Genomic DNA, 14,880 nt, shown 5'->3' with positions numbered 1-14,880 from the left:
TTAAAATTAAAAATTTGTAAGTTTAAGGTATCTTCCATGTTTTACCCGTCCACTCCGCCTTATTTCCTGCTCGTTGCAGGTTTGTTTGTCGCCTTGACTTCTGGAGCGGCGTTTTCTGGCACGCTCAAACAGCTGCTACAAAAATGGTCGAGCGATCGCGCCACCGATACCGATACAATGGCTAAAATCCGCACCGGACAATTAATTTTTCCTTTTTTGGGCATGGCTGTCGGTGTTTGCGTCTTTCTTGCCTCTGGGATTGAAATTTTTGGCTTCCCCATCATGATGTCTTATGCTTTTGCCGTTCCCCTGACGTTACTGACTGGTTTGTTAGTCTGGTATCAGTTGGGTAGCATGTTTGCTTTGGCAGAACGGGAAGGATTTCAAGCTTTTAATCTTGATTCTTGGGAATAATTTATCAGTCATTGGTCATTTGTGATGGTTCGTGAGTAAGGTGAGCATTGCTCACCTTATTTTTATACATCAGTGCGTTAAATCGAAAAATTGTGTTGCTGCAAGATTTTCAACCTTTATGCGCGATCGCGACAACTTCTATTGGCGCGGACAGATTGCGGTCTATTTGTCAACCGAATAATCCAGTCTGGGTTCCAAGGTCTCTGTCGAGTATTGCGGGAGTGCAAGCCTACTCAGGTTCGCTCAAATCTCACGTAGCCGAATTGTGGCAGTCTCACCGCGCCTTCGTTTTTTGTTTGGCAACTGGGGCAGTTGTGAGGATCGTTGCACCTTTATTGCAAAGTAAAGCCACCGATCCGGCAGTTGTGGTTGTCGATGAGGCAGGAAAGTTTGTCGTCAGTTTGTGCGGCGGACATCAAGGCGGTGCTGACAATCTCGCAAAACTCATTTCCCAGCTCATCGATGCAACTCCAATATTAACCAGCGCTTCGACAAGTTTAGGATTACCTGCCGTAGATTTATTGGGCGTTCCCTTTGGGTGGCATAAAGGTAGAGGAGATTGGACGGAAGTGAGTGCGGCAGTAGTGCGTGGCGAACCCGTACAAGTGATTCAAGAGGCTGGTTCTACCTTGTGGCGATCGACAGCTAGCGTTCGGCGATCGCATCTGAGTTTTACCCCATCTCCTGACGCAACAGCCGAAATTTGGATTACGCCACGCCTAATTCAGGACGCACGATCGCGTACGCCTCAAATTCAGTGGCATCCCCGCGTTTTGTGGGTGGGAATCGGTTGCGAACGGGGAACCTCAAGACAACTAATTGAAGCTGCAATCTGGCAAGTCTGCCGAGAAAATCAACTTGCAGCAGAGGCGATCGCCGGGATTGCTACGATCGACCTGAAAGCTGATGAAGTTGGGTTAGTCGAATTGTGCCACGCCTACGATTTTCCCTTACGGACTTTTCCCGCCGAAATTTTGAGCGCGATTTCTGTCCCCAATCCCTCCCCAGTTGTAGAACGAGAAGTCGGGACTCCTAGCGTCGCTGAAGCTGCGGCTTTGTGCGCTTGTTTAAATCTACCTGAGACAAAGCACCACACGGATTCCGATCGCAACGTCACACCTAAGCTATTGGTTTCCAAACAAATTTTCAAACCCAATACCCCAACTCCCGACTCCAGTACGGGCGCACAGCCGTGCGCCCCTACGACTCCCGATCTCACGGGTGCAGTCACGATCGCGATCGCCCAATCGGAAATTGAATACACGGGTCGTATTGGTAAACTGTTCCTCGTGGGAATAGGACCTGGTGCGATCGAGCAAATCACCCCAGCTGCCAAAAGCGCGATCGCCACGGCTGATGCAGTTATCGGTTACTCTCTCTACATAGAATTGATTGCGGCGTTGCTACAGCCCCAGCAAGTTATCGAAACTTTACCCATTACCCAAGAAAGACAGCGCGCTCAAAGAGCGATCGAACTGGCGCAGTGGGGCTTAACGGTGGCGGTGGTATCTTCGGGAGACTGCGGCATTTACGGTATGGCAGGGGTGGTGATGGAAGAATTGCAAGCAGGAGACTGGGACGGAAACACGCCTCAAGTACAAGTTTTTCCTGGAATTACGGCGTTGCAAGCCGCCGCCGCTCGCGTCGGCACGCCTCTAATGCACGACTTTTGCGCCATTAGCTTAAGCGATTTACTCACCCCTTGGCAAGTTATTGAAAAGCGCTTGATTGCCGCAGCAATGGCTGATTTTGTCACGGCAATTTACAATCCGCGATCGCAATCGCGCGTCCAACAGCTACAAATCGCCAGAGACATTTTCCTACAATACCGCGATCCAAACACTCCAGTCGCGATCGTCCGTGCGGCTTACCGTCAAGACGAACAAATTTACCTAACAACTTTAGAAAAGTTACTCGATTTGCCCGTCGATATGCTATCTACTGTATTAATTGGTAATTCTAGTACTCGCACCTATGCCAATTGGATAATCACCCCACGGGGTTATTTGGGTTTTGTGCCAGAAATGAAAGAATAACAGACTAGTTACCTTTCTATTATGTCCAAACCAAGCAGCAGCAACTCGAATTCGCCTAGCTTTCAAAGCAGCAACATCTTTCAATCGCAGAATTGGGAAGAAATAGTCAAGCAAGTCGGGTATCGGTTCAACCGACAGTATCAAGGTCAAGATTTGACACTCCCACCAGAAGTACAGGCAATGCCGATATTTCACGAGTGGAAAACTGGTATTCTGGCTGGTAGACTGGCTTCTCCTTTTTGGGAGATGGCTCAACCGCAGAAAAATCAAACTTGCTTAGATATTGGCTGTGGTGTTAGCTTTCTGATTTATCCTTGGACGGAATGGCAAGCATTTTTTTACGGTCAAGAAGTCAGTACAGTAGCGCGGGATACCTTGAATGCTCGCAGTCCGCAGTTGAATTCAAAGTTATTTAAAGGTGTTGAATTAAGACCAGCCCACCAGTTAAACTACGCTCCAGCTCAATTTGACTTAGCGATCGCCACTGGATTTAGCTGTTATTTTCCCCGCGAGTACTGGAGTACCGTCATGGCAGAAGTCAAGCGGGTGCTGAAACCGAATGGTTTTTTTGTCTTCGACATTCTCAACCCCGAAACACCCCTAGCAGAAGATTGGGCAGTTTTAGAAACCTACCTGGGTGCAGAAGTGTTTCTGGAGCCTATATCTGAGTGGGAAAAAACGATAAAAGCTACTGGTGCTAAAATTGTGGCACGGCAAGCAGGGGAATTATTTCAATTGTATAAAGTACGGTTTTAGTACGAGAAGTGAGAAGTCAAAAGTCAAAAGTCAGAAGTCAAAAAATTCAATATCTACGAGCATTTAGCGCTGTGATTCACTGGCACTTTGTTTTTGCAATGCTGGACTAATGCAAAAATCGATCCAGAGCTTTTTTCAATTCATCGATTTCGTCTTCCAAATTTCCTACTCGAGCAGCTCTAGCAATACATTCAGTCAGATGCTCGTCTAAAATCATGCGAGCAACGCGATCGAGCGCTCCGCGCACGGCTGCAATCTGCGTCAATACCTCGGGACAATCTCGGTTTTCTTGCACCATAGTTTTAATCCCGCGAATGTGTCCTTCAATGCGAGAAAGTCGATTGATTACGGCGCGTAGAGATTCTTCACTATGGACGTGAACGTGAGCGTGAGCCGACCCCTGCTCGTGAACGTGACTGTGGCTGAGGTCTAAGTCAGTAGATGGGGAGAGTTTTTCAGTCCTAGCAATTGACGAGGAGCTTTTTGTCAGTTTATCTGTGCCGTTCATGCGCGATCGCACCCGCTAATAGAGTTAGTTCAAATTCTAGCCTAGAGCAATTGAGTCAGTTTCCGCTATCTGCTGCAAGCTTTGCCAAAATATTAGATATAACTTGTCATTGGTCATGAGTCATTGGTAAGTCGTAAGTCGTAAGTCAGAAATTATAGCTTCCCGTACTTTGTTCCCTGACAACTGAGAACTGAGATCGGGAATTCACAAATTGACCAATGACCAATTGACCAATGACATTTCAACTGACTGAGCAATTGATTCTATGCAATTAGGAAAAGTTATGCAGTATATCCGCCAACTCAGTACTTATGTGTTGGCGATTGTTATAGGTGTATTTCTAAGCGGTTGTCTGTGGGTACTACCATCACAAGCAGACCCAGTACCTCAAGCAACTATTTCCCAAGCTGCCACACCAGCAGCCCCAACTCAAAAAGCTGCCATCCAGCCCAACAGCTTTGTAACTGCGGCAGTTAATCGCGTCGGACAAGCGGTGGTACGCATCGATACAGAACGCACGATTACGCGCCGCCTACCCGATCCTTTTTCAGACGACCCATTTTTCCGCCGTTTTTTTGGCGAAAACTTTCCCCAACAATTGCCACCCGAACGTTTACAAGGATTGGGTTCTGGGTTCATTGTCGATTCTAGCGGCGAGATTTTAACCAATGCCCACGTTGTCGCTCAAGCCGATAAGGTGACGGTAACTTTAAAAGATGGGCGTGTTTTGGAAGGTCAGGTGCAAGGTGTAGATGAAGTTACCGATTTGGCAGCGATTAAAGTCAACGGCAAAAATTTGCCCGTAGCACCTTTGGGAGACTCTTCTAGCGTCCAGGTTGGAGATTGGGCGATCGCAGTAGGAAATCCTTTGGGATTAGATAACACCGTCACCCTTGGTATTGTCAGCACTCTCAAGCGTTCTAGCGCCCAAGTTGGCATTCCCGATAAACGGCTAGATTTCATTCAAACTGATGCGGCGATCAATCCTGGTAATTCTGGGGGTCCGCTATTGAACGATCGCGGTGAGGTCATCGGCATCAACACGGCGATTCGCGCTGACGGGATGGGGATCGGTTTTGCAATTCCAATTGACAAAGCCAAAGCGATTAAAGATCGGTTAATTCGAGGTGAGCAAGTCGCCCATCCATATATTGGGGTACAAATGGAAACCCTTACCCCCTCATTGGCAAGGCAAAATAACAGCGATCCTAATTCGGCAATTCAAATTCCCGAAGTGAATGGCGTATTGGTAGTGCGAGTTTTACCCAACTCGCCTGCTGCTGCCGCTGGATTGCGTCGGGGAGATGTCATCGTCCAAGTAGACGGGCAGACGATTACGAAAGCCGAACAGCTACAAAGTTTAGTTGAGGATACTCAAGTCGGGCAGGCGATCCAAGTCAAAGTCCGGCGGGGCGATCGAACTCAACAACTTTCCGTCCGCACGGGCGAGTTGCAAAGCGCTTCGCTCAAATAAGAGATTTTGTTTATCGAGAGGCGAAATTTTGTCTCTTGACAGAAAACGAAAGGGTGGGCAATGCCCACCCTATTTTTTAGTTAGATATCGTCGTCGTCGAAGTCGTCATCGTCATCATCGTCATCATCGTCATCATCCATGTCGCCAGCTGAAGAGTCGTCGATCATCAGATCGTCATCTTCATCCAGGATGGCAGCGTTGCGATCGAAACCGAAGCTATCTCCCATACCCTCTAGGTTATAGGCACGAGCCGTGCGATCGTCGAGGACGACATCCATGGCATCGTCACCATCATCAAAGACGCTGGTTGACATGGTGTCGAAATCGTCAGTACTGGTCGTACTGACTTCTTCGTAGGTGTTAAAACCAGTTCCCGCTGGAATCAAGCGTCCGATGATTACGTTTTCTTTCAGACCCCGCAACCAATCAGATTTACCTTCGATCGCTGCTTCAGTCAGTACCCTAGTCGTTTCTTGGAACGAAGCTGCTGAAATGAAGCTATCTGTATTCAGCGATGCCTTGGTAATACCCAAGAGCATCGGCGTATACTGTGCTTTCGCCCCACCAGTGATGCTCATTGCTTCGTTGACCTGCTCGACTTGCCGCAGTTCGATCAACTCCCCTGGCAACATGGTCGTGTCGCCACCATCGTCGATCCGCACCTTGGAAGTCATCTGACGCACGATCACTTCGATGTGCTTGTCAGAAATATCAATGCCTTGAGACTGGTAGACGGACTGAACTTCATTCACTAGAAATGTCTGAACTCGCTGTAAAGCTTCCAGCGCACTAGCATAGACACCCTCGGCAGCATTGCGATTGTAGAAAATCTCCAGAATTTCATGGGGGTTTGCTGGACCGTCGGTCAGTGGCGTACCTAACTCTATGTGCGCTCCATCAGAGACAATGGCATTTTGCCCAGGTCCAATTGGATACTCGGTAAGATTGCCAGAATCTTCAATCACCTTAATGGCAACAGTTTCATCCTCAATCCGATTGTATTCTACCGTACCGCCAGCACGGGCAAGGATACACGCTTCTTTTGGTTTGCGTGCTTCCAGTAGTTCCTCAATTCTGGGTAAACCCTGAATGATGTCTCCGGTTTTTGCCCGTTCAAAGACCAACAACACTAAGTTATCGCCCCGTTGAACCAGTTCGCCGTCTTCGACTTGCAATACTGCACCGTTACTGACGCGATAAGGGCGACCTGTGCGTACAACCACTTCATAAGCATTGCTAACCAACGCACCATCGCCTGGTTGTTCCTGCTCTTTTTTGTCTCCCGTTGCCTTCTTAATTTCTAGTACTTGCCCGGATTCAGCTACAACTGCTCCCGGAGCGATTTCCATACCTGCTACAACCAAGTCACCAATTTTGACTTGAGGACGTTCTTTGGTTGGAATGGATAGGCGATCGCTTTCTCGCAACACCAGAATGCGGCGAATGGCTTCCGCACCTTCGCGAATACCGCGAATTTCTCCGGCTTCTTTGCACTGAATTGCCGTCCGTGCCACCACTGCACCAGGCGGAATATTCTGCCCGTCTTCTACGAGTAATGTGGTTGAAGTACTGCCTTGGGTAGCATCGGCGGCTACGTCGCGGCGGATTGTTAGAGACTCCAAAATTACCAACTGCAAGCGCTGGAGTTCGGGATCTTCTGCATCGGGAATCAATTCGATATCTGCCACCATTGGCGAACTACCGTGTTCTCCGCTCGTGTCTTGCTCGATTTCCAAGACCAATTGCGTCCGCAGCAGTTCTACTCCTTCAATCGACTTCACCCGCTCGGAATCTTTAAAAGCAATACGCTGCATCGATCGCAACTCAATCCGGCGACCCGATTGGTTAACGGATTGCGTGCTGGGTACGGGTGGAACATCTGGTACGGCATATTCGATTGCGGGACGTAGCAGTAAGGCTGGACCTTCAGGCGATTCGACATACTCGATATAACGCAGTTCGGATAGGGTATGTCCTGGGACGATTTCTTCTCCAGGCTGACCTAAAGTTCCGTCTCTGCCGAGTGCTGCTTCTGGGTCGTCTAACATCAGCAATTCCCCTGGCTTCACCACCAGTTCGCGCAAAATGTCATTCTTCTGAGTCACGGTGACAACGCCGCTATTCTGGCAGAAGATATCCTTCACGACTTCCGTACCCGCTTCGACATACGTGCCGTCCTCGACGATTAGCAGGGAGATATCCTTATTGACTTCGTGGGATTCTTCAGGAATCCACAATAAAGTTCCACCCTTGACGACTTCGTAACCTTGCTTTGCCTTACCTTTTTTCCCGATTTCTACCCCAGCAAATTTGACAATTCCACCAGTAGCAGTGCGGTAGCGATCGTCAATTAGCTCTGCAACAACTTGACCGTTTTGCACTTTTGTGCCTGGGGTTGCTAAGAGCGAAAATTGTTGACCGTTATTTGTTTCGATCGTGTAATGCTCGCGACCTTGAAAGCTTTCCGATCGCACGGTAGCCGTATCGAGAACCACAGAGGCAGTAATGATTTCAATTTCTCGCTGCCGCGCCCCATCAGCAGCTTGGGGTAAGCGCACGACACCCCCATGCACGCTGGTCAGTTTCATCTGCGCCAAGACGCTATTCGCTTCGACGCGATCGCCGTTGTTGACGCTGGGTTCTGCACCTGGGGGCAAGTTGTAAACTTCTCCCGACAAGATCCAGATCAAGCCGCCTCTAGATGCAGTCGTCGTCGTGTTACCTTGACGGTCGGTCTTTTCCTCGGCGACGACATCCGCAAATTTGACTTCTCCTGCCAAGTCCGAAGCCACGTCTTTCGTAACTTTTTCCGTGTTAACTCTGGTGGTACGGTTGCCAACGGGGACTTCAGCGATTAGTTGTCCAACTGTTACTGTCTGACCGTCATTGACATACACGATCGAACCTTGGTTGACGGGAATATTCACTTTGCTGCCATTGGCAAGCTCCAAAGTCAGCGCCCCATTGTTTTCCGCCATCAGCGCGTCTTCCCCGTGGCGGGTTCTAAACGGACGATTGCGGAGATTGCGCGGCATCCGAATCGTACCGTCTTGTTCTGCCCGTGCTTGTCGCGCTACTTCTCCGGTAAATACGCCGCCCGTGTGGAAGGTACGCATGGTTAGCTGCGTGCCTGGTTCGCCAATACTTTGAGCGGCAATGATCCCCACCGCTTCACCCAAATCCACCATCTTGGCGTGTGCCAAGCTCCAGCCATAACAGTGCTGGCAGACCGACCGCGCTGCTTCGCAGGTGAGGGGCGATCGTACCATCACTTCTTCAACGCCTGCTTTGTCTACTGCCTGCGCCAATTCATCATGAATGGGCTGGTTTCTCTGCACCAAAACTTCTTTCGTTTTTGGGTGGATGACATCAACTGCCGCGACTCGCCCCAGCAAACGATTGCCGATCGGAATCAAAGTGCGATCGCCATCCATCATCGGGCGCACGGGAATGGCGCGGGTCGTACCACAGTCAAATTCCCGTACGATCACGTCTTGGGATACGTCTACCAAGCGTCGTGTTAAGTAACCGGAGTCTGCCGTGCGCAGCGCCGTATCTACCAGACCCTTTCTCGCCCCGTAGGACGAGATAATGTATTCGGTAACGGTCAGCCCTTCGCGGAAATTCGTTTTAATTGGCAAGTCGATAATTTCCCCTTGAGGGTCTGCCATCAACCCGCGCATTCCGACCAACTGCCGCACCTGGGCGATCGAACCCCGCGCCCCAGAAATAGACATCATGTGTACCGAGTTCAGCGGATTCGTCCGCTCGAAGTGACTCATTACTTCATCTTTGAGGGCTTCGCTGGTACTGTTCCAAGTGTCGATCACTTTTTGGAAACGCTCGACCTCAGTGATTTCTCCCCGTTGGTAACGCGCTTCCGTGGCTCTAATTTCGGCTTCGGCAGCTTCCAAGAGCGATCGCTTAGAAGGCGGAACCATCAAATCGTCAACGCTAATTGAGATCCCTGCTTTCGTCGCGTAGCGAAATCCTAAATCTTTCAGCTTATCTGCCATAACTGCCGTGCGAGCAGTGCCGTAAGTCGTGAACGACCAAGCAATTAGATTTCTCAGCTGGCTTTTACCAACTACGCGGTTGCGAAAAATAAATTCCTTACCGTCTGCCATGTTTTTAGTGAGTAGTGAGTAGTGAGTAGTGCGTAGCGCGTGATGAGTGGGGAATCGTAGGGGCGGGTTTTTTGAAGATACCTGTTCTGGAATAAATCCTTCTGCGGTTGAACCCGCCCTTACAGGGGAAGTGAGTTAATTGCGAATTTTGAAATTTTCCTAGTCCCCAGCCCCCTAATCCCTAGCTGACAATCGAGTCTTGAATTGCTTTGTTGTAAATAATCCGACCAGGAGTTGTCAGGATGAACTGCGACAGCAAATTACCGCTACCATCCTCTCGGACTCGTCGTTCGCGAAAGTGTTTGGTCACGGTGCCGTCACCCTGCTTTTCTACTTTTAAAGGCTCGCTGTCTGGCTTCGCCGTCTCTACTTTGCCGTCGTAGCGTACCCAAACTTTGGCGTGTAGGTCTACTCGCTCTTGCTCGTAAGCTACGATCGCGTCATCGAGCGATGCAAAGTAACTGCCAGCGCCACGATTGTTGTTGGGATTTTCGGCAGTTAAGTAGTAACAGCCCAAAACCATATCTTGGCTGGGAGTAATAATCGGTCTGCCTGTTGCTGGAGACAGAATATTGTTAGAAGCTAGCATCAACAATCTTGCTTCTGACTGCGATTCCAGGGACAGAGGCACGTGAACCGCCATCTGGTCGCCATCAAAGTCAGCGTTGAACGCCGGACAGACCAAAGGATGGAGCTGAATGGCACGACCTTCTACCAAAATTGGCTCGAAAGATTGAATCCCCAAGCGGTGAAGCGTTGGAGCGCGGTTGAGCAGGACTGGGTGTCCTTCAATCACCTCTTCTAAAACGTCCCACACGCTGGGGTCATTGCGCTGAATCAGTTTTTTCGCAGCTTTAATATTGTTGACAATTCCACCGCGAATCAGACGATGGATCACAAACGGCTGGAATAGCTCGATTGCCATTTCCCGTGGCAAACCGCACTGGTGAATTTTAAGTTTGGGTCCGACGACGATTACCGAACGTCCTGAATAATCAACCCGTTTGCCGAGCAAGTTTTGGCGGAAGCGACCTTGTTTCCCTTCGATAATATCCGATAAGGATTTCAACGGACGATTGTTTGCGCCTACCACCGTGCGTCCCCGCCGACCGTTATCGATCAAAGCATCGACGGCTTCTTGCAGCATCCGTTTTTCGTTACGGACGATGATTTCAGGAGCCAAAATCTCTTGCAAGCGCGCCAAACGGTTGTTCCGGTTGATTACGCGACGATACAGATCGTTTAAGTCGGACGTAGCAAATCGTCCGCCGTCGAGCTGTACCATTGGGCGCAAGTCTGGGGGAATTACTGGAATATAACTCATTACCATCCACTCTGGTTTCGAGCCAGTGGCGATAAAGTTATCGATCACCCGCAGCCGTTTGATCAGTTTTGCCCGTTTCTGTCCTTTTGCCGTACCAATTTCTTGCCGCAGCGTTTCTGCTTCTGGTTCCAGTTTGATATCCGAGAGCAAATTCGCTAATGCCTCAGCTCCGATTCCTACTTCTATACCTTCTAGGGTAGAATCTTCGCTGTAAAGTTGGTCTTCAATCTCAATCCACTGGTCTTCGCTGAGCAATTGTTTGTAAGTTAAAGTCTCGGCGTTGCCTGGTTTGAGGACGACATAAGCGTTAAAGTAAACAATTTGCTCGACATCCCGTAAGGGCATATCTAACAAAATCGAAATATAACTAGGAATACCCTTGAGATACCAAACGTGGGCAACTGGAGCCGCGAGTTTGATAAAACCCATCCGGTGGCGGCGGACGCGGGATTCCGTAACTTCCACACCGCAACGCTCGCAAACAATGCCCCGATGCCGGACGCGCTTATACTTGCCGCAGTGACACTCCCAATCTTTCGCCGGACCGAAGATTCGCTCGCAAAATAGCCCGTCCATTTCTGGCTTGAGCGTTCTATAGTTAATTGTTTCTGGCTTTGTCACCTCGCCCACCAACTGACCGTTAGGCAAGGTTCTTTCTCCCCAGACCCGAATCCGGTCAGGCGAGGCGATCGCAATTTTTACGTAGTCGAACTGATTTGATAATCCTGGTCTCATATTTGAGGGGTAAGGGAGTAGGGAGTAGGGAAGCGGGCAGATGGCGAGGTTTCCAAGCGGGCGGAAGCGGAGGTTCCCTCCGCATTGGAGCCGCGTTCGCCATCGGAGCCGCGTAGTAGGGAGTAAGGAGTAAGGAGTAGGAACACCACTCATCACTCACCACTCACCACTAAATTTCTTCTTCTTCCAACGATTCGCGACTGAGAGATTCGTAGGTAGGACGGGAAGGAGTGCGGCGACCAGCCGGATCTGCCATCAGATCCACTTCGACATCAGAGGTACTGCCGTCAGTTTGAGTTTCTACCTTATGCACGGCAATATCTAGCCCCAAAGATTGCAACTCTCGCATCAATACCTTGAAAGATTCGGGCGTGCCAGGTCGAGGGATAGCCTTGCCTTTGACGATCGCGTTTAAGGCTTCGTTCCGTCCTTGCATGTCGTCGGATTTCACCGTTAGCAGCTCTTGCAGGGTATAGGCAGCGCCGAATGCTTCCAGCGCCCACACTTCCATTTCGCCAAATCGCTGACCGCCTTGCTGCGCCTTTCCACCCAAGGGTTGTTGCGTCACCAAGGAGTAAGGACCTGTTGAACGAGCGTGAATCTTGTCGTCTACCAAATGTACCAGTTTCAGCATGTAAGCCATCCCAATCGTGATCGGGCGATCGAATGGTTCTCCCGTTCTGCCGTCGAATACTTGGATTTTCCCCGGATTTTCTGGGTCGTACATCCAATCTTGAGCGGTGTCTTCTCTGGCTTGCGTCAATTTGCCGTGAACGATCGATCGCGATGCTTCTTCACCAAACATTTCATCGAATGGAGTTAGCTTAAACCGCAGACCCAAGTTAGCCCCCGCCCAACCTAAGAGGCACTCAAACACTTGTCCCACATTCATGCGGGAAGGTACGCCCAATGGATTCAGCACGATGTCAACGGGTCTGCCGTCTGGCAAATATGGCATATCTTCTAAAGGCAAAATGCGAGAAATAATTCCCTTATTGCCGTGTCGTCCTGCCATTTTGTCGCCAACTTGGATCTTGCGCTTTTGAGCGACATACACGCGGACGACCATGTTAGCGCCAGGGGGTAGTTCGTCCCCCTGTTCGCGGGTAAACACGCGCACGTCTACTACACGACCTTTTTCGCCGTTGGGTACGCGCAGCGAGTTATCGCGTACATCCCGCGCTTTTTCACCGAAAATTGCCCGTAGCAGTTTTTCTTCTGGTGGTTGGTCAGATTCACCTTTGGGGGTAACTTTGCCAACTAAGATATCGCCCGATTCTACCCAAGCGCCAACGCGGATAATTCCTTGTTCGTCTAACTGTCTCAGGGCATCTTCCCCAACATTGGGAATTTCGCGGGTAATTTCTTCGGGTCCGAGTTTGGTCTGTCGTGCCTCAATTTCATACTTTTCAACGTGAATTGAGGTATACAGGTCTTCCTGTACCAACCGTTCCGAGATCAAAATTGCATCTTCGTAGTTGTAGCCTTCCCAAGGCATATAGGCAACTAAAATATTTTGTCCCAGAGCAATTTCACCGCCCTCAGTTGAGGAACCATCAGCAATTACCTGTCCGGCAGCAACGCGATCGCCTTTACGGACGAGCGGGCGCTGGTTGAGACAGGTATCCTGGTTGGAGCGCTGGTATTTGGACATTTGGTATTCAATTTCGCTCCCATTAGCAGCACGGACGCGAATGCGGGTGGCATCGATATAACTGACTTCACCATCAGTACGGCTGATGATTACCATCCCAGAGTCCCGCGCTGCTTGTGCTTCTAGCCCCGTCCCAACTAAGGGTCGCTCCGGTTTGAGTAAGGGAACCGCTTGCCGTTGCATGTTAGAACCCATCAGGGCGCGGTTAGCGTCGTCGTGTTCCAAGAACGGGATCAAGCTGGTGGCAACAGAGACGATTTGTACTGGTGTCACCTGCACGTAGTCCACTTGGTCGGGGGTGGTGGTGGTGAAGTCTTGGCGGTAACGCACGGGGACTTGAGCGCCCAGCAAGTTACCGTGTTCGTCGATCGGCACGTCCCCAGGTGCGACGCGAAAATCGTCTTCCTCGTCGGCTGTCATGTAAATAGGAGCGCCATCGTACAAGACTCGCCCGTTTTTCACTTCGCGGTAAGGCGTTTCTAAAAAGCCGTATTGGTTAACTCTGGCGTGGGTTGCCAAAGAACCAATCAGACCCGCGTTGGGACCTTCTGGAGTCTCAATCGGGCAGATACGCCCGTAGTGCGAGGGGTGAATATCTCGCACGGCAAAACCCGCCCGTTCTCGCGTCAATCCGCCAGGACCGAGGGCTGAGAGGCGGCGCTTGTGAGTCAATTCTGCTAAGGGGTTGGTCTGATCCATAAACTGTGACAGTTGGCTGGAGCCAAAAAACTCCTTAATCGCAGCGACCAGGGGTTTGGGGTTGACCAATGAAGTCGGGCTGAGGTTATCTGTATCCGAGACGGTCATTCGTTCGCGGATAATCCGTTCTAAGCGGTTTAAGCCGACGCGGACTTGGTTTTGCAGCAACTCGCCGACGCTTCTGACTCGTCTGTTGCCCAAGTGATCGATATCGTCGGTGTTACCCATGTCGAACTCTAAGTTGATCAGGTAGTCGATCGCTGCCAAAATATCTGTTGGTGTCAGTACCCGCGTCGTATCGGGGATCGATAAGCGCAGCTTTTTATTCAGTTTGTACCGTCCGACGCGCCCTAAATCGTAGCGCTTGGGATCGAAAAAGCGCGAGTCGAGGAGCTGTTGACCGCCCAATACCGTTGGTGGTTCGCCAGGACGTAGCTTTTTGTACAATTCCATCAGGGCTTCTTCTTCAGAAAACTGCCCTTCTTTTTCGATCGTTTTTTGGAAATATTCTGGGTGACGCAGGGCATCAAAAATTTCATTATCTGTCAGGGCAAGTGCTTTCAACAAAATTTGCGCCGACAGTTTACGAGTTTTATCAATGCGTACCCAAACTAAATCGTTCCGGTCGGTTTCAAATTTCAGCCACGCGCCTCGGTTAGGAATCAAACTGGCGCTGTAGGTGCGACGACCGTTTTTGTCGAGTTCCGATTTGTAGTAGACTCCAGGCGATCGCACGATTTGATTGACGATTACCCGTTCTGCGCCGTTAATAATAAACGTACCGCGATCGGTCATGAGGGGCAGGTCGCCAATAAAAACCTCTTGTTCTTTAATCTCGCCTGTCTCTTTATTGATCAAGCGTGTCGGTACGTACATCTGTACGGCATATGTAGCATCGCGACGCTTGGCTTCGTCTACATCGTATTTAGGCTGTTTGAGTTTATAATTTTGACCTAGTAAGTGCAGTTCTAATTTGCCCGTGTAGTCGGTAATTGGTGAGAAGCTGTTGAGTTCTTCAATTAAGCCTTCTTCTAAAAACCACCGAAAACTAGCTTTTTGAATTTCGATCAAGTCGGGCAGCAAGTAGGAGGTAGATTCTTTAGATATCTCTGTAGTCATGCGTCTTGAAGCTCGCTAGTGAAAGTGTTTGGCG

General features: G+C 49.9%; 9 protein-coding genes. 4 read left to right on the top strand and 5 right to left on the bottom strand.

Going from position 1 to position 14,880, the window contains the following annotated elements; translation table 11 throughout:
- Nucleotides 1–36: 36 nt before the first annotated feature.
- Genes C7Y66_RS00265 through C7Y66_RS00255 form a run of 3 tightly spaced genes read left to right on the top strand, consistent with a single transcriptional unit; the run spans nt 37 to nt 3,206 of the window.
- Nucleotides 37–414: a hypothetical protein gene (locus C7Y66_RS00265; protein ID WP_015152555.1), complete on the top strand. Its 378-nt coding sequence runs from the start codon at nt 37–39 to the stop codon at nt 412–414.
- A gap of 47 nt (nt 415–461) precedes the next feature.
- Nucleotides 462–2,450 (top strand): precorrin-3B C(17)-methyltransferase, encoded by a 1,989-nt coding sequence (gene cobJ, locus C7Y66_RS00260; RefSeq protein WP_106544044.1) that lies wholly within the window; start codon nt 462–464, stop codon nt 2,448–2,450.
- Between the two features lie 21 nt (nt 2,451–2,471).
- A complete protein-coding gene (locus C7Y66_RS00255) occupies nt 2,472–3,206 on the top strand; it encodes a class I SAM-dependent methyltransferase (protein ID WP_015152553.1) in 735 nt (244 codons plus the stop codon).
- Nucleotides 3,207–3,312: 106 nt separating this feature from the next.
- Here C7Y66_RS00255 and C7Y66_RS00250 read toward each other — a convergent pair whose 3' ends face one another.
- On the bottom strand, nt 3,313–3,714 hold the full coding sequence (locus C7Y66_RS00250; RefSeq protein ID WP_015152552.1) for a metal-sensitive transcriptional regulator: 402 nt from the start codon (nt 3,712–3,714) through the stop codon (nt 3,313–3,315).
- Nucleotides 3,715–3,979: 265 nt separating this feature from the next.
- Here C7Y66_RS00250 and C7Y66_RS00245 point away from each other — a divergent pair, with 265 nt between their 5' ends.
- Nucleotides 3,980–5,188, top strand: coding sequence for an HhoA/HhoB/HtrA family serine endopeptidase (locus C7Y66_RS00245; RefSeq protein ID WP_015152551.1), 1,209 nt, complete (start codon nt 3,980–3,982; stop codon nt 5,186–5,188).
- Nucleotides 5,189–5,268: 80 nt separating this feature from the next.
- Here the strand turns inward: C7Y66_RS00245 and C7Y66_RS00240 are convergent, their stop codons facing one another.
- From C7Y66_RS00240 to rpoB, 4 genes are all read right to left on the bottom strand, one after another.
- Nucleotides 5,269–9,315: a DNA-directed RNA polymerase subunit beta' gene (locus C7Y66_RS00240; RefSeq protein ID WP_015152550.1), complete on the bottom strand. Its 4,047-nt coding sequence runs from the start codon at nt 9,313–9,315 to the stop codon at nt 5,269–5,271.
- 181 nt (nt 9,316–9,496) lie between these two features.
- Complete coding sequence (locus tag C7Y66_RS00235; protein ID WP_041462323.1) at nt 9,497–11,374, bottom strand: DNA-directed RNA polymerase subunit gamma; 1,878 nt, start codon at nt 11,372–11,374, stop codon at nt 9,497–9,499.
- Nucleotides 11,371–11,523 (bottom strand): hypothetical protein, encoded by a 153-nt coding sequence (locus tag C7Y66_RS32240; protein WP_158265833.1) that lies wholly within the window; start codon nt 11,521–11,523, stop codon nt 11,371–11,373. The genes C7Y66_RS00235 and C7Y66_RS32240 overlap by 4 nt, the downstream gene beginning before the upstream one ends.
- 20 nt (nt 11,524–11,543) lie before the next feature.
- On the bottom strand, nt 11,544–14,846 hold the full coding sequence (rpoB, locus tag C7Y66_RS00230; RefSeq protein WP_015152548.1) for a DNA-directed RNA polymerase subunit beta: 3,303 nt from the start codon (nt 14,844–14,846) through the stop codon (nt 11,544–11,546).
- Between the last annotated feature and the right edge of the window lie 34 nt (nt 14,847–14,880).

Origin of the sequence: Chroococcidiopsis sp. CCALA 051, from assembly GCF_003015105.1 — a bacterium.
Classification (GTDB): domain Bacteria; phylum Cyanobacteriota; class Cyanobacteriia; order Cyanobacteriales; family Chroococcidiopsidaceae; genus Chroococcidiopsis; species Chroococcidiopsis thermalis.
Note: the sequence above shows the minus strand (reverse complement) of the source record. Positions and strands in the feature narration are given on the sequence as shown.

What these genes read in the sequence shown, in the direction of transcription:
- C7Y66_RS00265 (WP_015152555.1), top strand. Translation starts at nt 37, where the DNA reads ATGTTTTACCCGTCCACTCCGCCTTATTTCCTGCTCGTTGCAGGTTTG.
- C7Y66_RS00240 (WP_015152550.1), bottom strand. Translation starts at nt 9,315, where the DNA reads ATGGCAGACGGTAAGGAATTTATTTTTCGCAACCGCGTAGTTGGTAAA.
- rpoB (WP_015152548.1), bottom strand. Translation starts at nt 14,846, where the DNA reads ATGACTACAGAGATATCTAAAGAATCTACCTCCTACTTGCTGCCCGAC.
- C7Y66_RS00255 (WP_015152553.1), top strand. Translation starts at nt 2,472, where the DNA reads ATGTCCAAACCAAGCAGCAGCAACTCGAATTCGCCTAGCTTTCAAAGC.
- C7Y66_RS00245 (WP_015152551.1), top strand. Translation starts at nt 3,980, where the DNA reads ATGCAATTAGGAAAAGTTATGCAGTATATCCGCCAACTCAGTACTTAT.
- C7Y66_RS00235 (WP_041462323.1), bottom strand. Translation starts at nt 11,374, where the DNA reads ATGAGACCAGGATTATCAAATCAGTTCGACTACGTAAAAATTGCGATC.
- C7Y66_RS00250 (WP_015152552.1), bottom strand. Translation starts at nt 3,714, where the DNA reads ATGAACGGCACAGATAAACTGACAAAAAGCTCCTCGTCAATTGCTAGG.